The 18,819-nt window shown below is 68.8% G+C and carries 18 protein-coding genes; 4 read left to right on the top strand and 14 right to left on the bottom strand.

What is annotated here, in order from left to right; translation table 11 throughout:
* Nucleotides 1-16 precede the first annotated feature (16 nt).
* On the top strand, nt 17-1,054 hold the full coding sequence (locus ACTJI6_RS07390; protein ID WP_440799219.1) for an A/G-specific adenine glycosylase: 1,038 nt from the start codon (nt 17-19) through the stop codon (nt 1,052-1,054).
* Nucleotides 1,055-1,064: 10 nt separating this feature from the next.
* Nucleotides 1,065-2,204 carry an alkane 1-monooxygenase gene (locus tag ACTJI6_RS07385; RefSeq protein WP_440799217.1) on the top strand — a complete coding sequence of 380 codons (1,140 nt, stop codon included), beginning with the start codon at nt 1,065-1,067 and terminating at the stop codon, nt 2,202-2,204.
* Nucleotides 2,205-2,433: 229 nt separating this feature from the next.
* On the opposite strand, the gene ACTJI6_RS07380 is transcribed toward ACTJI6_RS07385, so the two are convergent.
* Both ACTJI6_RS07380 and ribA read right to left on the bottom strand, forming a co-directional pair.
* Nucleotides 2,434-2,928: a L,D-transpeptidase family protein gene (locus tag ACTJI6_RS07380; protein WP_440799215.1), complete on the bottom strand. Its 495-nt coding sequence runs from the start codon at nt 2,926-2,928 to the stop codon at nt 2,434-2,436.
* A complete protein-coding gene (gene ribA, locus ACTJI6_RS07375) occupies nt 2,925-3,983 on the bottom strand; it encodes a GTP cyclohydrolase II (RefSeq protein ID WP_440799213.1) in 1,059 nt (352 codons plus the stop codon). The genes ACTJI6_RS07380 and ribA overlap by 4 nt, the downstream gene beginning before the upstream one ends.
* A 136-nt stretch (nt 3,984-4,119) precedes the next feature.
* On the opposite strand from ribA, the gene ACTJI6_RS07370 reads away from it, so the two are divergent.
* Nucleotides 4,120-4,806, top strand: a complete 687-nt coding sequence (locus ACTJI6_RS07370) for a response regulator transcription factor (RefSeq protein ID WP_440799211.1) — start codon at nt 4,120-4,122, stop codon at nt 4,804-4,806.
* A 255-nt stretch (nt 4,807-5,061) separates the two neighbouring features.
* Here ACTJI6_RS07370 and nadC read toward each other — a convergent pair whose 3' ends face one another.
* The 11 genes from nadC to ACTJI6_RS07315 all read right to left on the bottom strand — a co-directional run bounded on the left by nadC (nt 5,062) and on the right by ACTJI6_RS07315 (nt 16,375).
* Nucleotides 5,062-5,907: a carboxylating nicotinate-nucleotide diphosphorylase gene (gene nadC / locus ACTJI6_RS07365; protein ID WP_126153650.1), complete on the bottom strand. Its 846-nt coding sequence runs from the start codon at nt 5,905-5,907 to the stop codon at nt 5,062-5,064.
* Nucleotides 5,904-7,445, bottom strand: a complete 1,542-nt coding sequence (locus ACTJI6_RS07360; RefSeq protein ID WP_440799209.1) for an L-aspartate oxidase — start codon at nt 7,443-7,445, stop codon at nt 5,904-5,906. The genes nadC and ACTJI6_RS07360 overlap by 4 nt, the downstream gene beginning before the upstream one ends.
* Before the next feature lie 4 nt (nt 7,446-7,449).
* Nucleotides 7,450-8,502 carry a quinolinate synthase NadA gene (nadA, locus tag ACTJI6_RS07355; protein ID WP_440799207.1) on the bottom strand — a complete coding sequence of 351 codons (1,053 nt, stop codon included), beginning with the start codon at nt 8,500-8,502 and terminating at the stop codon, nt 7,450-7,452.
* Nucleotides 8,503-8,632: 130 nt separating this feature from the next.
* On the bottom strand, nt 8,633-9,250 hold the full coding sequence (locus ACTJI6_RS07350) for a class I SAM-dependent methyltransferase (RefSeq protein WP_440799205.1): 618 nt from the start codon (nt 9,248-9,250) through the stop codon (nt 8,633-8,635).
* The gene (pssA, locus tag ACTJI6_RS07345; RefSeq protein WP_440799203.1) at nt 9,251-10,003 is read right to left on the bottom strand and encodes a CDP-diacylglycerol--serine O-phosphatidyltransferase; all 753 of its coding nucleotides are present in this window, start codon (nt 10,001-10,003) and stop codon (nt 9,251-9,253) included. It lies immediately after the preceding gene.
* Between the two features lie 2 nt (nt 10,004-10,005).
* Entirely contained in the window at nt 10,006-10,698 is a 693-nt protein-coding gene (locus tag ACTJI6_RS07340) for a phosphatidylserine decarboxylase (RefSeq protein WP_440799201.1), read from the bottom strand.
* Between the two features lie 204 nt (nt 10,699-10,902).
* Nucleotides 10,903-12,501, bottom strand: a complete 1,599-nt coding sequence (locus tag ACTJI6_RS07335; RefSeq protein WP_440799199.1) for an FGGY-family carbohydrate kinase — start codon at nt 12,499-12,501, stop codon at nt 10,903-10,905.
* 10 nt (nt 12,502-12,511) lie between these two features.
* The gene (locus ACTJI6_RS07330) at nt 12,512-13,240 is read right to left on the bottom strand and encodes an SDR family oxidoreductase (protein WP_440799197.1); all 729 of its coding nucleotides are present in this window, start codon (nt 13,238-13,240) and stop codon (nt 12,512-12,514) included.
* Between the two features lie 13 nt (nt 13,241-13,253).
* Nucleotides 13,254-14,501: a sugar ABC transporter permease gene (locus tag ACTJI6_RS07325; RefSeq protein WP_440799195.1), complete on the bottom strand. Its 1,248-nt coding sequence runs from the start codon at nt 14,499-14,501 to the stop codon at nt 13,254-13,256.
* Between the two features lies 1 nt (nt 14,502).
* Complete coding sequence (locus ACTJI6_RS07320; RefSeq protein WP_440799193.1) at nt 14,503-15,294, bottom strand: ATP-binding cassette domain-containing protein; 792 nt, start codon at nt 15,292-15,294, stop codon at nt 14,503-14,505.
* Nucleotides 15,295-15,328: 34 nt separating this feature from the next.
* Entirely contained in the window at nt 15,329-16,375 is a 1,047-nt protein-coding gene (locus tag ACTJI6_RS07315; RefSeq protein ID WP_440799191.1) for an ABC transporter substrate-binding protein, read from the bottom strand.
* Nucleotides 16,376-16,612: 237 nt separating this feature from the next.
* Between ACTJI6_RS07315 and ACTJI6_RS07310 the strand changes: the two genes are divergently transcribed.
* Nucleotides 16,613-17,623 (top strand): LacI family DNA-binding transcriptional regulator, encoded by a 1,011-nt coding sequence (locus tag ACTJI6_RS07310; protein WP_440799188.1) that lies wholly within the window; start codon nt 16,613-16,615, stop codon nt 17,621-17,623.
* 190 nt (nt 17,624-17,813) lie between these two features.
* Here the strand turns inward: ACTJI6_RS07310 and ACTJI6_RS07305 are convergent, their stop codons facing one another.
* Nucleotides 17,814-18,788, bottom strand: coding sequence for a glutathione S-transferase family protein (locus tag ACTJI6_RS07305; RefSeq protein ID WP_440799186.1), 975 nt, complete (start codon nt 18,786-18,788; stop codon nt 17,814-17,816).
* Nucleotides 18,789-18,819: the final 31 nt, after the last annotated feature.

Below are 18,819 nucleotides of genomic sequence, written 5' to 3'. Positions count from 1 at the left end.
AGCGAGGGACTGAATATTGCGTGACACCAAGGTGATCGCCCCGCATCTGCTGGACTGGTACGACCGCCACGCGCGCGTCCTGCCTTGGCGCGTCCCGCCGGGCGGCGGGCCGAATGGGGCCGCGGCCGACCCCTATCGTGTCTGGCTGTCCGAGGTGATGCTGCAACAGACCACCGTCGCGGCGGTCAAGGCCTATTTCGAACGCTTCACGACGCTGTGGCCCAGCGTGCAGGATCTGGCCGCCGCGCCGGATGCGCAGGTCATGGCCGAATGGGCGGGGCTTGGATACTATGCCCGCGCCCGCAACCTGCTGGCCTGCGCTCGGGCGGTGACGGCCGCGGGCGGGTTTCCGGACACGCGCGACGGGCTGCGGGACTTGCCGGGGATCGGGGCCTATACCTCGGCCGCGATCGCGGCGATCGCCTATGACGCGCCGGAAACGGTGGTGGACGGCAATGTCGAACGGGTGGTGGCGCGGCTGTTCGCGGTGGAAACGCCCCTGCCCGCCGCCAAGCCCGAACTGGTGGTCCTTGCCGAAACGCTGACGCCCCGCAATCGGCCCGGCGATTACGCACAGGCGATGATGGATCTGGGCGCGACGATCTGCACGCCGCGCAGCCCGGCCTGCGGCATCTGCCCGCTGATCGACGATTGCGACGCCCGTGCCGCAGGCATCGCCGCCAGCCTGCCGCGCAAGACGCCGAAGGCTGCCAAGCCCGACCGCAGCGGCATCGCCTGGGTCGCCCGCCACGGTGACGCCGTGCTGTTCGAGGAACGCCCGGCCAAGGGCCTGCTGGGCGGCACGCTGGCCTTCCCCTCGGCCCATTGGGACGGACGCGACCTGCCACCGCCCGGCATCGCCGCCTGGCGAGAGATCGGCCATGTCCGCCATGTCTTCACCCATTTCACCCTGTCCTTGCAGGTGATGCTGGGCGATCTGGACGGCCCGCCCACGCGCGGCCGCCTGGTGCCCCTGCGGCATATCGACCGCAGTTCCCTGCCCGGCCTGATGCGCAAGGTCTGGGATATGGCGCGCGCCGACATCGCTGCGTAATGTCCTGTGGATGAGCGATTCAACCCCCAGCAGACCGCCCGCCGCCGCGCCCTTCTGGATGTCGGTGGTGATGCTGCCGCTGGTCGCCTTGGCCGCCTGGAATGGCGGGTTGTGGTGGATGCTGCTGCCCGGTTACGCCTGGTATCTGACCATCGCGCTTGACGGGGTGCTGGGCCTGAATCCGGCGAACCCGGATCCGGGGACCGAAACCCGCGCCCTGTTCTGGCACCGCGCCGTCACGGTGATCTGGTTCCCGCTGCAATTCGCGGCGATCTTCGGTTCGATCTGGTATGCGGCCCATTCCGGGCATCTGTCGGGGCTGGAAAAGCTGGGCCTGTTCTTCGGCATCGGCGTGCTGTCGGGCAGCATCGGCATGGTGTACGCCCATGAGCTGCTGCACCAGAAGACCGCCGTCGAACGCTGGATGGGCGACTTGCTGCTGGCATCCACCCTGTATTCGCATTTCCGCACCGAGCACCTTCTGGTCCATCACGCCTGGGTCTCGACTCCGCGCGACGCCGTGTCGGCGCGCTATAACGAGGGGTTCTATCGCTTCTTCGCGCGGGTGCTGCGCGACGGCCCGCGCAGCGCCTGGCGGGCGGAAACCCGGCTGCTGGCGCGGGCGGGCCGCAGCCCCTGGGACCGCCGCAACCCGTTCTGGCGATACGCCGCGCTGCAAGGGGCGATGATCGCGCTGGCCATGGCGCTTGGCGGGGCGCAGGGGCTGGCGCTGTTCCTGTTCCAGGCCTTCGTCGCGATCTGGCAGCTTGAACTGACGAATTACGTCGAACATTACGGCCTGACCCGCAAGCATCTGGGCAAGGGGCAATACGAGCCTGTCCTGCCGCGCCACAGCTGGAACGCCAGCCATAGGGCGTCGAACTGGCTGCTGATCAACCTGCAACGCCATTCGGATCATCACACCAAGCCCGACCGGCGGTTTCCGCTGCTGCAAACCTATGGCGCGGACCAGGCGCCGCAACTGCCGCTGGGCTATCCGGCGATGACCTTCGTCGCCATGGTCCCGCCTTGGTGGCGGCGTCGCATGAACCCGCGCGTCCGGGCGTGGCGGCGGCAATTTTACCCCGAGGTGACGGATTGGGGACCGTATAACCGGGGCGAACTGCCGATGCCGAGGAATGCGCTGTAGGGACCGATCACTGGCGAAGGCCCTCGCCTTCGCCACGCCGCGACATCGCCACCGGAACCGCCGGGCCTTCAACGCCCGGCCAGCGCCCGCCCTGCCCCCGGCGGGCGCTTCACGCCCACCGGGTCGGGCGCCGGCCTCTCGTGGTCGCGGGACGGCACCGTCTCTGATGGCAAGGTCGCATGGCGGACGGGGGAAACGCAGTGCGTTTCCTTGTCCCGTCCGGTCAACGTCACGGCACAATCACCCGCGTCCCCGGCGCAGCCCGCCGGGCGATCCACATCAGATCCCGACGCGCGAAGGCAATGCAGCCCTCGGTCCCGAAACCGGGCCTGCGCCACTGATGCAGGAAGATCGCCGATCCGCACCCCGGCACCGCATCGGGCCAGTTCCAGTCGGTGGTCAGGATCAGGTCATACAGCGGATCCGCCCTCCGCAGCCGTTCATGGCTGGCGGCCAGCGGGGCGCGGGCATGATGGTTATACCCCGGATGATCCGGCGCATCGCACCACAGATCGCCCGGCCCGATGGGTCGCGCCCAAGGCGCGGGCGGGGGCAGACGGTCGGGGCGGTACCACAGCCCGGTGATCCGCCAGATCCCGGCGGGGGTGGCGCCGTCGCCCTCGCGCTTGTCGCGGGTCACGCCGCTCTTGCCGATGCTGCAAGGAAACAGCCGCCCCCGGAACCGCACCCCCTGCGGCGTCAGGACCAGATCGCCCGGCGTCACAGCAGATGCCCCGATTTCGCCGCCTTGGTGTCCAGATAGCCGGTGTTGAAGCGGTTGCGGCCGACCACCAGCGGCACACGTTCCGCCACGGCGATGCCGTGGCTTTCCAGCATCGCGACCTTGCGCGGGTTGTTCGTCATCAGCCGCGCCGCCGAAAATCCCATCCGCCGCAGCAGCGCCGCGCCGATGCGGAAATCGCGCTCGTCATCCTCGAACCCCAGCCGGTGGTTGGCCTGCACCGTATCGAATCCCTGGTTCTGCAACGCATAGGCGCGCATCTTGTTGGCCAGCCCGATCCCCCGGCCTTCCTGGTTCAGATACAGCAGCACCCCCTGCCCCGCCTGACCCATCGCCGCCAGCGCGGCATGAAGCTGCGGGCCGCAATCGCATTTCAGGCTGCCCAGCACATCGCCGGTGAAACAGGCCGAATGCAGCCGCGCCAGGACCGGGGCGTCCCTGGGGGGATCGCCGATCTCGATGGCGTAATGTTCGGCCCCGCCATCGTCGGGGCGGAAGATGTGCAGGCGCGATTTCTCGGCCGCGGCCAGCGGCAGGTTGGCGGCGGCGACCGGGGCCAGGGCCGCCTCATGCGCAAGCTGCGCCAGCAGCGGGCCGGGCGCAACCTGGGTCAGACCGGGCAGCGGCGCGCTTGCCACCACCAGAACGGCGGGCAGAAGCTGCGCCGATTTCGCCAGCGCCAGTCCGGCCAGATGCGGCGTCGCGTCGCCGTCGCGTTCCGTGAACAGCGGCCCCTTCATCGGCGTCATCAGATCGCCCGAGGGATCGGCCAGCGCCCGCAGCCAGGCATGGTCGGCCTCCGGCGGCACGATCACGCGGGCCAGCCCGTCGTCATAGGCCCGCGCCTTCAGCGTCTCGGCCCGGCGTTCGGTCATGGCCAGCACGGGCCGACCCAGGACGCGGATCGCGTCCAGCCGTGCGGGCGACAGCGTTTCCACCGCCGCGACCAGGTGCCCGCCGATCATCACCGGCAGGCCCATGCGCAGATCGGTCCGCGCGCGGGACACGACCTCGGTCAGGGTGGGGATCAGGCTCATGGACGGTCCCGGAGTTTTGAAACAATTTGAAACATAAGCATCCATGCCGACAACTCCATGTGAGATTTCCGACATGATGCTGGACGGGCGGCGCGGCCTCGCCCACGTCTTTGCGCAACAAGAGACAGGAGGCAACATGCCCGGACTGAAAAAAATCCTGCTGGTCGATGACGAGGAAGACCTGCGCGAGGCCCTGGCCGAACAATTGACCGCCACCGACGACTTCGACGTGACCGAGGCCGGCAGCGGCACCGCCGCCGTCGAGGCCGCCAAGGGCGCGATCTTCGACCTGGTGATCCTGGACGTGGGCCTGCCCGACACCGACGGGCGCGAGTTGTGCAAGAAGCTGCGCAAGCTGAACGTCAAATGCCCCATCGTGATGCTGACCGGCCACGACACCGACGCCGACACCATCCTGGGCTTGGACGCGGGCGCCAACGATTACATCACCAAGCCGTTCAAGTTCCCGGTCCTGCTGGCCCGCCTGCGCGCGCAGCTTCGCACCCATGAACAGTCCGAAGACGCGATCTTCCAGTTGGGGCCGTACACCTTCAAGCCGGCGATGAAGATGCTGATTGACCAGAAGGACCGCAAGATCCGCCTGACCGAGAAGGAAACCAACATCCTGAAATTCCTGTACCGCGCCCAGGACGGGGTAGTGGCCCGGGACGTGCTGCTGCACGAGGTCTGGGGCTATAACGCGGGCGTGACCACGCACACGCTGGAAACCCACATCTATCGCCTACGCCAGAAGATCGAACCCGATCCCAGCAATGCGCGCCTGCTGGTGACGGAATCGGGAGGCTATCGGCTGGTGGCGTGACGTGGCTTAACGGTCAAGTCATACCGCCGCAATTCGTCCAGCAATGCCGTCGTCCCCCGGTGTCGTCGCTGGCTGTCCGCGCGCTGCGGCGACACCGATCTACGCGTCCATGCAAGCTTGCCCATGACGGCCTTGTCGGGGTTCCGCCGTTCTCGGCGGACGTCTGACGCTGCGTCGCAGGCGGCAAAAACCGGATCGGCCGCGCCGCGGTAAAGCGTGCTTGCCCAGGCTCCGGGAGGGCCGCGTCCGTGCGCGTCAGAAATCCAGGCCCAGATCCAGCACGGGCACCGAATGGGTCAGCGCACCGACCGAGATATAGTCGACCCCCGTCGCCGCAACCTCGGCGATGCGCGGCAGGCGCATGTTGCCCGAGGCCTCCAGCACCACGCGGCCCTGGGCCATGGCGACCGCGCGATGCAGCGCGGCGGTGTCCATGTTGTCCAGCAGGACCACGTCGGCGCCGCCCTCGTCCAGGACTTCGGCCAGTTGGTCCAGGTCGTCCACCTCGATCTCGACACGCATCATGTGCGAGGCGCGGGCCTTCACGGCCCCCAGCACGGCGCGGATGCCGCCGCCTGCCGCGATGTGGTTGTCCTTGATCAGGATCGCGTCGGACAGCGAAACACGGTGGTTGAAGCCGCCGCCATGCAGCACCGCCTGCTTTTCCACCAGACGCAGGCCCGGCGTGGTCTTGCGGGTGCAGGTGATGCGGGCGGCGGTGCCGCGCGTCTCGGCCACGAAGGCCGCCGTCATGGTGGCGATGCCCGACAGGCGGCCCGCGAAATTCAGCGCCACCCGCTCGGCCGACAGGATCGCGGCGGCGTCGCCCTCGATCCGGGCCAGCGTGTCGCCGGGGGCGAAGGCGGCGCCGTCGGGGACCAGAACCTCCAGCCGCAGGGCCGGGTCGATCAGGCGGAAGGCCAGGGCGGCAAGCTGCATCCCCGAGGCGGTGCCCGCCTGGCGCGCGCGGATGGCGCCGCGGGTGCGGGTGCCCTGCGGGATCACCGTGCGGGTGGTGATGTCGCCATGCGCGCCCAGATCCTCGATCAGGGCCGCGCGGACCAGGGGTTCCAGGATCAGGTCGGGCAAGGGCGGGGTCATGACGGCTCCGGTTCGGGGATGGGGCGCAGCGCCAGGGCCTCGGCCAGGGTCATGCGGCTGCGGCGGGCATCGGGCAGCGGGTCGGGAAAATCGGTGCGGCAATGGGCGCCCCGGCTTTCCTGGCGGGCCAGGGCGGCGGCGCAGATCAGCGTGGCGGTCGCGGTCATGTTGGCCAGGCGCGGACAGTCGGGCTGCGCGGCCTCGATCCGGGCGATGCCGCGCAAGGCTTCCGTTAGACCTTGGGCGTCGCGCAGCACGCCCGCGCCTGCGGTCATGGCCTGGCGCAGGCGCGCCACCAGGACGGGATCGGGCGGCGCGGCGGGGGCCGGATCGGGCAAGGCGACCGGGGCGGCAGGCGGGCCGTCGCGGCCGATCGACAGCGCCGCCCGGCGCGCGAAGACCAGGGCCTCCAGCAACCCGTTCGAGGCCAGGCGGTTCGCGCCGTGCAGCCCGGTCGAGGCCGCCTCGCCGCAGGCCCAGAGGCCGGGCAGGCTGCTGCGGCCATCCAGATCGGTGGCGATGCCGCCCATATGGTAATGCGCCGCCGCCGCGACCGGGATCGGCCGGCGCGCAGGGTCGATGCCCGCCCGCGCGCAGGCCGCCACCACGGCCGGGAAATCCGCCGCGATGCGGGGTCCGAGCGCACGGCAATCCAGCGCGGGATGGCGGCCCGCCCGGGCCTCGGCATAGACGCCGCGGGCCACGATGTCGCGCGGGGCCAGTTCGGCATCGGGATGCAGCGCGGTCATGAAGCGGACGCCCAGGGCGTTGACCAGATGCGCGCCTTCGCCGCGCAGCGCCTCGGTCGCAAGGGGCGCAGGATCGGCGCCGCTGGCGATGGCGGTGGGGTGGAACTGCACGAATTCCGCGTCCGAGATCACCGCGCCCGCGCGGGCGGCCATGCCCAGGGCCTCGCCCCGGATGCGCGGCGGATTGGTCGTGACGGCGTACAGCCCGCCCGAGCCACCGCCGGCGATCAGCACCGCCGGGGCCGCCACCGTCACCGTTGCCGATCCCGAGGACCGCGCCAGGTCGATCCCCGCCACGCGGCCGCCGTCCGTCCGCAGCCCGGTCGCCACCCAGCCCTCGGCCACCTGGACCGAGGGCGCGGCCCGGATGGCGGCGGCCAGGGCGCGCATGATCTGCGCCCCCGCCTGGTCGCCCTGGACGCGGACGACGCGGGCCAGGCTGTGCGCGGCCTCGCGCGACAGGACATAGCCGCCCGCCGCGTCGCGGTCGAAGGGCGTGCCCAGCACCGTCAGGCGCAGGATGTGGTCGCGCGCCTCGGCCGTGACCAGCCGGGCCACGCCGGCATCGACAAGGCCCGCCCCCGCCCGCAGCGTGTCGGCGGCGTGCAGCGCGGCGCTGTCGGCCGGATCCATCGCCGCCGCGACCCCGCCCTGCGCCCAGGCGGAACTGGCCCCCTGGCCCAGCGGATCGGGCGAGATCATCAGCACCGGACGCGGCGCCAGCACCAGCGCCGCATACAGCGCAGCCAGCCCGGCGCCGACGATCACCACGCGGTCGGTGCGGATCATCGGATCAGGCCGCCAGTTGCCGCGACAGGTCGATCATCCGCTGCACCGCCCGCCGCGCGGGGGCGGCGATGGCTGGGTCCACCTCGACCTGGCCGGTCATGGAATGCAGCGACCACAGCACCTTTTCCAACGTGATCTTCTTCATATAAGGGCACATGTTGCACGGCCCCAGGAACTCGACCTCGGGGTGGGCGTCCGAGATGTTGGCCGCCATCGAGCATTCCGTGACCAGCATCGCCTGCCGGGGCCGTTCGCGGCCCACCCAGTCGATGATATGCGCGGTCGAGCCTGCGAAATCGGCCTCGGCCACCACGTCGGGGGGGCATTCGGGATGGGCGATGATCTTCAGCCCCGGATACCAGCCCCGGAAATCGCGCAGATCCTGCGGCGTGAAGCGTTCGTGGACGATGCAGGCCCCGTCCCACCAGACGATGCGCTTCTGCGGCACCTGCTTGGCCACGTTCTGCGCCAGCCATTTGTCGGGCGTCATGATGACCGTGTCGCCGGGCATCGCCGCGACGATCTGCGCGGCGTTGGACGAGGTGCAGCAGATGTCGGACGCGGCCTTCACCGCCGCTGTGGTGTTGACATAGCTGACCACCGGCGCGCCGGGGTATTGCGCGCGCATCTGCGCGATCCCCTCGGCGGTGATGGATTCGGCCAGGGAACAGCCCGCCTCCATGTCGGGCATCAGCACGGTCTTGGCGGGGTTCAGGATCTTCGAGGTTTCCGCCATGAAATGCACGCCGCATTGCACGATGATGTCGGCATCGACCCGCGTGGCCTCGATGGCCAGTTGCAGGCTGTCGCCCACCACGTCGGCGATGCCGTGATAGATGTCGGGCGTCATGTAGTTGTGCGCCAGCACCACCGCGCCCCGTTCCGCCTTCAGCCGATTGATCGCCGCCACATAGGGCGCGGCCATGGCCCAGTCGGGAAAGGGCATCACCCGGTCCATGCGGGCATGGATATGGGCCATGTCGCGGGCCAGATCGACCGAGGGGGCCAGATCGTAATGGGCCGCCAGTTCGGCGCGGATGGTCGTCACGTCCAGCAAGATCGGCTCCTCCCGGCGGCGCCGATGATGGCGCGGCCCCGATTGATGGTGGCTGGCGGCTGTCCTAGCGGTTCATTGACGCTGCGGCAACGATGATCGTTTTCGGGGCCTTGCCCGGCCTGCGGATCGGTCATCGGGCCTTCACAAGCCTCAACAGCGTCATCATGCCCAGGGGCGGCAGGGTGCATTCCTCGGCAAGGGTCAACCGCGCTTCGCCCAGCACGCGGCTGCGGTCAAAGTCCGAATGCCAGCCCAGCAGGTCGGCCAGCGGCGCGGCGATCCGTTCGGCCCAGGCCAGCGCACCCGCCTTGCGCGCGAAATGGTTGACGATCACCACGCTTCCGCCGGGGCGCACCACGCGGGCGATCTCGGACATGACCTTTTCCGGTTCCGGCACCACCGAAATGACATGCATCGCCGCGACGTGATCGAAGCTGTCATCCGGGAAGTCCAGGTCGCGGGCATCCATCCGGTGCAGCGCGACCACGTTGCGCAGCCCTTCGGCGGCGACCTTGGCGCGCGCCTTGTCCAGCATCTCGGCGCTGTAGTCGACGCCGGTGACCGTGACGCGCCCGTCATAGTGGCGCAGCGCCAGGCCGGTGCCCACCCCCACCTCAAGGACGGAACCGCCCCGGTCGCTCAGCAGCGCGGTGGCCCTGCGGCGCCCGACCTGCGTGATCGCCCCGAAGGTGCGGTCATAGATCGGCGCCCAGCGGGCATAGGATCGTTCGACTGCCTGAAGTTCCATTCATTCCACCTTTCGTGCGGACCGCCGCCGAAGTCTGGTCCATTCCCGCGCCAGCAGCAGCAAATAGCCAAGGTCCAGAAGCACCAGCGTCAGCCAGGGATAGGTCAGCAGCGCCGCCCCCAGCGCCACCACGGCCAACAGCAGCAGCCGCGCCTGTTCGGGGCGGATGCTGACCGGGCGCAGCGCGGGAGTCGGCAGGCGGCTGATCATCAGCGCCCCGACCGCCATCATCCACAGCGCGCAGGCCGGACCGGGCAGGACCGCGGCGGGGATGAGCTTGGCCAGGAAGATCGGCAGCAGGGCCAGCATCGCCCCGGCGGGCGAGGGCACGCCCGCGAAGGAGGTCTTGGGCAGGGCCGACGCCAGCGGGTCGCGGCTGCCGATGTTGAACCGCGCCAGCCGCAGCACGCAGGCCACGGCATAGAGCAGCGCGGCGATCCAGCCCGCACCCCCGGTTCCGTCGAAGGCCCAGAGATAGAGGACCAGCGCAGGCGCCACCCCGAAATTGACGAAATCACACAGCGAGTCCAGTTCCGCGCCCATCGCGCTTTCGCTGCGCAGCCGGCGGGCCAGCCGTCCGTCAAGGCCGTCCAGCATGGCCGCCAGCAGGATCAGGGCCGCCGCCTTGTCGAATTCCCCGGCAATGGCCAGGCGGATCGCCGTCAGGCCCGCGCAAAGCGCCGCAAGGGTCAGGGCGTTCGGCAGCAACTGCACCACGGACAATCGGGGACGAGGGTCCGGGCGGGCGTTCATCCTCAGTCCACCAGGGCCGGACGCGCGGCCTCCCTGCGCGCCAGTTCGGCGATCACCGTCTCGCCCGCGACCATGGTCTGTCCCACGGCAACCAGCGGGGACACCCCCGGCGGCAGATAGACATCCAGGCGCGACCCGAACCGGATCAGCCCGAAGCGTTCGCCCGTCCGCAGGCTTTGGCCTTCCTTGGCCCAGCACAGGATGCGCCGCGCCACCAGACCGGCGATCTGCACCACCGCAAGGCGGCGCCCGCCGGCCAGTTCCAGGCACAGCCCGTTGCGCTCGTTATGCTCGCTTGCCTTGTCCAGCGAGGCATTGAAGAACTTGCCGGGCCGATAGGCGACCGACAGCACACGCCCCGCCGCCGGGGCACGGTTCACATGACAATTGAACACCGACATGAAGACGCTGACGCGCGTCAGCGCCACGGCCTCCATCCCCAGCTCGGCGGGCGGCACGGCCGGTTCGATCAGCGAGACGACACCATCGGCGGGGCTGACGATCAGCCCCTCGCCCTGCGGGACGGCGCGGCGCGGATCGCGGAAGAAGTAATAGCACCAGACCGTCAGCCCCAACCCCAGCCAGCCAAGCGGCTCCCACACGAGGAATAGAACAAGCGTGACAAGGGCGAAGACGGTCAGGAAGCGATAACCTTCCGGGTGCATCGGCTTGAGGAAGGTACCCCACATCGTCATGCGTCCGTATTCCCCTTCCCAACCCCCAGTCCGGCGCCCATAGCACCCTGACAAAATGGGGTCAAACAAAGACGACGCTTTGTCCCTGTTTTGCGACATGCGCTGCCGGGGAGCCAGCCGCCGGGAACGGACCGGCCCCCGAAGCTTTCGCCGCCGCGCCTGGGGCTTCGGATTTCGATCAGTCCCGCTCGCTTTCTCGGCCGCTCAGCCCCGGCGCGAATCGCGCAGGGCGGATTGCAGGGCACGGAAGGTCGCGAAGCGGGCGTCGTGGGTCCGGGTCGCCGCGGCGTCGGGCCGGTATTCCGCCGCGGGGCGCGACATGGCCGCCATCGCATCGCGCATGTCCGCGAACCGGCCTGCGGCGACGGCGCCCAGGATGGCCGATCCCAGCAGGACCGGCTCGGCGGCCTCGCTGCCCAGGACCGGCTTGCCGGTGCCGTCGGCCAGCAGTTGCCGCACCAGGTCAAGCTGTCCGGCGCCGCCCGAGATGACGATCCGTTCGATCGGCGCGCCGGCCTTGTCCTGAGCCTCGATGATCTGGCGCAGGCCATAGGCGATCCCGCACAGGCCCGCGACATACAGCGCGACCAGACTGTCCAGATCCCGCTCCATCCCCAACCCCGCAACGATGGCACGGGCGTGCGGGTCGGCGAAGGGCGCGCGATTGCCCAGGAATTCGGGCACGACATGCAGGCCCTCGGCCAGCGTCACCCCCTGGGATAGGCTGCCCGCCTTGTCCTGCGCGCGCGCCGCCAGCCAGACCGGCAGCGGCTGGCCCGCGGCCCTGGCAGTTGCCCCGGCCTCGGCTGCGGCGGGGTGGAAGGACAGAAGCTGTTCGATCGCGGCACCGGCGGCGGACTGGCCGCCCTCGTTCAGCCACATGCCGGGGACCATGGCCTGATAATACGGTCCCCAGACCCCCGGCACGAAGACCGGATCCCGCGTCGTCGTCATGGTGCAGGACGAGGTGCCGAAGACATAGGCCAGGTTGCTTTCGGCCCCGCCCGCCATACCCACGGTGCCGATGCCGCCCGCATGGGCATCGATCAGCCCGGCCGCGACCGGAATGCCGGGCGGCAGGCCAAGGTCGGCGGCGGCGGCCGCGCTCAGCCCCAAGCCCAGCGGGGTGCCGGGCGCGACGATCCGCTGGCCGATCCGGGCGAAGCCGTCCTCGGCCAGATCGCCCAGGCCGATGCTGCGGAAATAGTCGGGATCCCAGCGATCCTCATGCGCCAGATAGGTCCATTTGCAGGTGACGGTGCAACTTGACCGGGCCAGGTCGCCGGTCGCCCGCCAGCCCAGATAGTCGGCCAGGTCGAAGAACTGCCAGGCATCCGCATAGGTCCGGGGCATGGTTTCGCGCAGCCACAGAAGCTTCGGCGTCTCCATCTCGGGCGAGATCACGTCGCCGACATAGCGCAGCACCGGATGGCCCTGGGCGTTGATCCGTTCGGCCTGGGCGACGGCGCGGTGGTCCATCCAGACGACGATGTTGCGCGCATCGTCGCCCGAGGCGCTGACGCTGATCGGCTGGCCGCCCGGCCCCAGCACCACCAGCGAGCAGGTGGCGTCGAAGCCGATCCCTGCAACCCGCGCCGGGTCGGCCCCGGCCACCGCCTCTCGTGTCGCGGCGCAGACGGCGGACCAGATGTCGTCGCTGGACTGTTCGGCGATCTCGGCGCCCTCGCGCCACAGCAGGATATCGCGTTTCGCACTGGACAGCATCCGGCCGGCGGCATCGAACAGGCCCGCACGGGCGCTGCCGGTGCCCACGTCGATGCCCAGGAAGATCGGATCCTTCATCCCCGCCCCCTTACAGATCGACGCTGTTCGGCAGGATCACCAAGTCGCGGATCACCACGCCGCGCGGCCGGGTCAGCATGAACATCACCGCTTCGGCGACCTCGACCGGCTGCATCAGCGACCCGTTGGCAAGCGCCTCGTCCATCTTCGCCTTGGGCCAGTCGTCCAGCAGGGCCGTCACCACCGGGCCGGGCAGGACCGCGCCCATGCGGATGCCGTATTGCGACACCTGCCGCCGAGTTGCGTGCAGGAACGCCTGAACCGCGAACTTGGAGGCCGTATAGACCGGCTCCCACACCACCGGGACGACGCCCGCCACCGACGAAGTGAAGATCACGTCGCCGGTCTTGCGTTGGATCATCCCCGGCAGGACTGCGCGGACGCTGCGGAAGGCCGCGTTGATGTTGAGGTTCAGCATCCGGTCCCAGGCGTCGGGATCGCCCTCGGCCGCCGGGCCGCCGATATAGGCCCCGGCATTGGCGTGCAGGATGTCCGGCGGCCCGGCGATCTCCTCGATCCGTGCGGCGATGCCGTCCACCTGCGGACCGTCCAGCAGATCGACGACCAGCGGATGCGCCATCGGGCCAAGTTCCGCGCAGAGGCTTTCCAGCCGGTCGGCGGCGCGGTCGATCAGCACGACCGCCGCCCCCGCCCCCAGCATCGCGCGGGCGCATTCCAGCCCGATGCCCGATGCCGCGCCCGTCACCGCCGCGACCTTGCCCTTCAATTCGTCAGCCATGTCCGTTCCTTCCTTATCCGCGCCCGTGGCTTGCCCGCGACTGCCGCGCCAGCGAATCGACGATCACCGCGATGGCCAGGACCGCGCCGGTGATCATGTAGCGCAGCGACGAACTGAGATTCAGCAGCGTCAGCCCGTTGGAAATCGCCTGGATCACGATCACCCCCAGCAACGCCGACCAGGCCGACCCGCGCCCGCCGAACAGCGATGTCCCCCCGATCACCGCCGCGGCGATGGCGTTCAGGTTCACGTCGCCCGTCCCCGCCTGCTGGCTGGAGGATGCCAGCCGCGACGCCGCCAGCATTCCGCCAAGCGCGGCAAGGGTCGAGCACAGCATGAAGGCCGACATGCGGATGCGGTGGACATTGATCCCCGACCGGCGCGCGGCCTCGCGGTTGCCGCCGACCGCGAACATCGCTCGGCCCCATTGCGTGCGGGTCAGGGCATAGTTCATCGCCACGACCAGGGCCACGAACAACCCGAACATCCACGGGATGCCGCGCCCGCCGTTCAGGTAATGCACCGCGACCAGCAGCAGCACCGTCAGGATGCCCGCCTTGGCCAGCAGCACCGACAACCCCCCGGGGTTCGACAGGTTGACGGCGGCGCGCCTGCGCATCCGGTCCAGCCCCAGCCACAGCATCAGCGCGCCGGGCAGCACCGCCAGCAGATAGCTGAACCAGGCGGGCATGACATGGATCTGCCCGAACCGGACCATGAAGGACGCATAAGGCAGGTTGATCGATCCGGTCGATCCCAGCAGGTAAAGCTGCAACCCCAGCATCGCCAGCAGCCCCGCCAGCGTAGAGACAAAGCTGGGCATCCCGAAGCGGTTCAGCAGCGTCGCATAGACCAGCCCCATGAACGCCCCCGCCGCCAGCGCGACCAGGATCGCCAGCGGAACCGGCAGGCCCATCTGCACCCACATCACCCCCAGGATGGCCGAGGCAAGCCCGCTCATGGACCCGACCGACAGGTCGATCTCGCCCAGGATCAGGACACAGACGATGCCCAGGGATATGCAGCCCACGGCGGCGGCGTCGAACAGCAGGTTCGCCAGGTTGTTGGGCGCCAGGAAGACCGGGTTCAGCGACCAGAAGACCGCCGCGATCAGCACCAGGCCGACGATGACGGGCAGCATTCCCAGATCGCCAGACCGGACCCGGTCGAAAAATCCGCGGATCGTGCCGACGATCCCTTCGTCATGGCGTACCCGGCTGTCGGACCGGTCCAGGGCCACTTGGCTGTTCGGATCGCTCATCTCACCGCTCCACTTCTTCCAGCTTGCGCGCCTGCCTGCGCGACACGGCGTTTTCCGTCGCGCCGGTGATGGCGGCGATCAGGTCGGCATTCGAATCCTCGGGGGTGAAAACGCCATTGTTGCGGCCCAGGCGCAGCACCACGATACGGTCGGCGACCGCGCGCACATCCTCCATGTTGTGCGAGATCAGGATGACGCCCAGGCCCCGGTCGCGCACGCGTTCGATCAGGTTCAGCACCTCGGCGGTCTGCGCGACGCCCAGGGCGGCGGTCGGCTCGTCCAGCATGACGATGCGCGGATCCAGCAGAAGCGAGCGGGCGATGGCGACCGTCTGGCGCTGCCCGCCCGACAGCGAGGCGATGGGTTCGCGCACCGAAGGGATGCGGGCGGAAAGCTCGCGCAGCAGGGTCCAAGCCTGGACCTCCATCTGCACCTCGTCAAGGTTCCAGGGCGACAGCTCGTGGCCCAGGAACAGGTTCGCGACCACGTCCAGGTTCTCGCAAAGGGCCAGATCCTGGAACACCGTGGCAATGCCCAGTTCCAGCGCCGCGCCGGGACTGTCCATCGTCACCGGGCGGCCCATGAACTGGATCGTGCCCTCGGTCGGCTGGTGGACGCCCGCCAGCACCTTGACCAGGGTGGACTTGCCCGCGCCGTTGTCCCCGACAAGGGCGACGACCTCGCCCGGATGGATGTCAAGCTCGATGTCCTTCAGAGCCTGCACGGCGCCGAACTGCTTGGAAATGCCGCGCAGGCTCAGGATCGGCTGCGACGGGCTTTGGTTTTGGGTCATGACGTGCCTCCTTCCGTGGCGCGCGCTGCGTGGATCATTCGAGGATGCCCAGTTCGCGGCAGGCCTCGGCATAGTCGGCGGTGCAGATCTCCTCGGGCGTCTGGATACCCTTGTCGAAGATCTCGGCCTTGATGTTCTCGCGCGTGACCACGGCTGGCACGAACAGTTCCGACGGGGTGTCGTACAGCGTGGTCTTCGCCTCGGGCGTCTCGCCCTTGAGGAAGGCCACGGCGACCTCGGCCGCGGCGCGGGCCACGATCTCGGACGGCTTCGAGATGGTGTTGTACTGGTCGCCCGCGATGATCAGTTGCAACGCGGCGATGGTGGCGTCGTTGCCCGTCACCGGCGGCAGCGGATCGACGCCCGCCGCCTTCAACGCCGCGATGGCCCCGCCCGCCGTACCGTCATTGGCCGCGACGATGCCCTTGATGTCGGCGCCGAAGCGGTTGATCTGGCCTGCCGTGAATTCCTGCGCCTTGGGCGGCGCCCAGTCGGGCGTGTCGTATTCGGCCAGCGTCTTGTATTCGGACGCGTCGAGCGCGGCGTCGATGCCGTCGCGGATCAGCCCGGCCGCCGCGTCGGTGGGCGATCCGTTGATCTGCAACACGCCCGCGCCAGCCTCGATTCCCTCGGCCTTCATGTGATCAACCAGCGACTGTGCGATGGCCTGGCCGATGCCCTTGTTGTCGAACGAGACATAGTAATCCGCCGGAACGTCCGGGATCGGCCGGTCATAGGCGATGACCTTCACGCCCTGGGACTGCGCCATCTGCACCAGCCCGGCGGCCGCAGCCGAATCGACCGGATCCAGCACCACGATCTTCGCACCCTGCGCGATGACCGAGTTGAACTGCTGCTGTTGCAGCGACACGTCGGCATTGGCGTTCTGATAGATCACCGTGCAGTCCGGGCACAGTTCCTCCAGCGCGGCCTTGAAGCCGGGAAAATCGTGCTGTTCGTATCGGGTCGATGCCTGGTCGGGCATCAGAAAGGCGATGGTCGCGGCCTCTTGGGCCAGGACCGCGCCGCCCAGCACGGTCGTCAGGGCCAGCGACGATGCCGCAAGGGTGAATCTTGTCATGCTGTCTTTCCTCCTCATGTCGGGCACGCCCGCAGGCCGCACGGCGCCGTGGATCACGGCACCCGCAGCAGGCCGGCCAGCCGCCCCCCCAAATGTCACGGCGCCCTCCCCCGGATTGCGCCATCGATGCAGCTTCCATGCTCAATCGATGAAGCGAGATTGCGCCAGCTTTGGATTCGTGTCAAGATCGCTGTCACGGCCGGTCATGCTGCGCCCTTCTTCTTCAGTCGGGGAACCATGGCGGAAATCGGCGACAATCCAGCAAGACGGCCCACGATCTATGATCTGGCGCAGATCGCCGGGACCAGCCCCAGCGCAGTCAGCGCGGTCCTGAACGGCACCTGGAAAAAGCGCCGGATCAGCGCCCGGCTTGCCGAACGCGTGACCCGCATTGCCGAGGAACAGGGCTATGCCGTCAACCTTCAGGCCAGCCTGCTGCGCCGCGAACGGTCGCGCATCATCGGCATGATCATCCCGAAATACGACAACCGCTATTTCGGCGCCATCGCCGAAGGGTTCGAAGCGATGGCCCGCGAACGCGGCCTGTTCCCGATCATCACCTGCACGCAGCGCGACCCCGCGCTGGAGGTCGAGGCCGCGCGCGAAATGATTTCCTATCAGGCGGAATGCCTGATCGCGACGGGTGCGACCGATCCCGACCGCATCGCCGGGGTCTGCGCGCCATCGGGGGTGCGGACCATCAACCTGGACCTGCCAGGAACCGCCATGCCCTCGGTCGTGTCGGACAATTTCGGCGGCGCGCGGGATCTGACGCGGCAGATCCTGGATCGAGTGAGGGACGAATTCGGCGTTCTGGCGCCGCTGTGGTTCATCGGCGGGCGGGCGCAGGACCACAACACCCGCGAACGCCTGCGCGGCTTCATGGCGGCCCATGCCGATCTTGGCCTGGAGATTCCGCCGGACCGCTGCATCATGCGCGGATATTCGGCCACCAAGACCGAAGCGGCCCTGGCCGGGGCCGAGATCGCCGAACACAGCGGCATCTTCGTCAATTCAACCATCGCGCTGGAGGGGGTGGTGCGGTGGATCTATGACCATCCCCGGCTGCCCGCGTTGCGCTTCGGCTGCTTCGACTGGGATCCCTTCGCCCGCTTCCTGCCCCAGAACATCGGCATGATGCGCCAGGACACCGGCGCCATGCTGGCAAAGGTCTTCGACTTCGTCGAACACCCGCCCCCAGGCGCCCCCAGGGTCGAGACGCCCTGCATCTTCGAACCGGCGAATTGAGAGGAGATCTGCCAAGAACGGATCGTCGATGGACCACCAGATCAAAGAAAAAGGTGACATCGCTGTCCCTGGGGGAACCGCGCCGCCACGCCCGCGTTCACAACCCGAAGCCCAGTGGCCGGAGGATGCGGCCACACTCTCCTCCCTCTTCTCTCTGATGCCCCGGCGTTTTCCCGCGCCGGGGCTTCGTTCATCCCCGGCCGTGAGGCGCGGTCCAGTCCACATCCGGGCCGAGGGGGATGATCCGGTGGGGGTTCACCGTGTCGTGGCTGAAATAATAATGGCGCACGACATGATCGGGGCGCACCGTCTCGGCCACGCCGGGCCATTGATACAGTTCGCGCGCCCAGGCCCACAGGTTCGGGTAATCGACAATCCGCCGCCGGTTGCATTTGAAATGCGTGTGATAGACCGCATCGAAGCGCGCGATGGTGGTGAACAGGCGCCAGTCGGCCTCGGTGATGCGGTCGCCCAGAAGATAGCGGCTCTCGGCCAGGATGCCCTCGATCCAGTCCAGGCTGTCGAACAGCGGGTGGACGGCCTTGTCATAGGCCTCCTGGGTGGTGGCGAAGCCCGCCTTGTAGACGCCGTTGTTCACGGTGTCGTAGACGCGCTTGTTCACGGTCTCGATCCGGTCGCGCAAGGATTCCGGCCAATAGTCGTCGCGGTTGCCCGTCACCCCGTCGAAGGCCGAATTGAACATGCGGATGATGTCGGCGCTTTCGTTCGACACGATCCGGTCGCCGTCGCGGTCCCACAGCACCGGCACCGTCACCCGCCCCGAGGCACGGGGATCGGCGCGCAGATAGATGTCGCGCAGATAGGGCAGGCCGAACAGCCGGTCGCCGGTCGCGCCGTCGAAATCGGTGCGGAATTCCCAGCCGTTCCACAGCATGTCGGGATGGACGGCGGACACCTCGACATGATCCGCCAGCCCCTTCAGCGCCCGGAAGATCAGCGCCCGATGCGCCCAGGGACAGGCATAGGAGACATACAGGTGATAGCGCCCGCTTTCCGCCTTGAAGCCCCCCTGTCCCGTGGGGCCGGGGCCGCCGTCCGCCGTCACCCAGTTGCGGTGACGCGAGGTGTCGCGGACGAACTCGCCGCCGCTGGCCTCGGTGTCATACCATTCGTCCTTCCAGACGCCCTCGACCAGCTGGCCCATCGTCCTGTCCTCCGTCTTGGCTGCCGAAGGC

Origin of the sequence: Paracoccus sp. 22332 (assembly GCF_052045125.1) — a bacterium.
GTDB classification, from domain to species: domain Bacteria; phylum Pseudomonadota; class Alphaproteobacteria; order Rhodobacterales; family Rhodobacteraceae; genus Paracoccus; species Paracoccus haematequi_A.
This window is presented reverse-complemented; position numbering and strand designations above follow the sequence as displayed.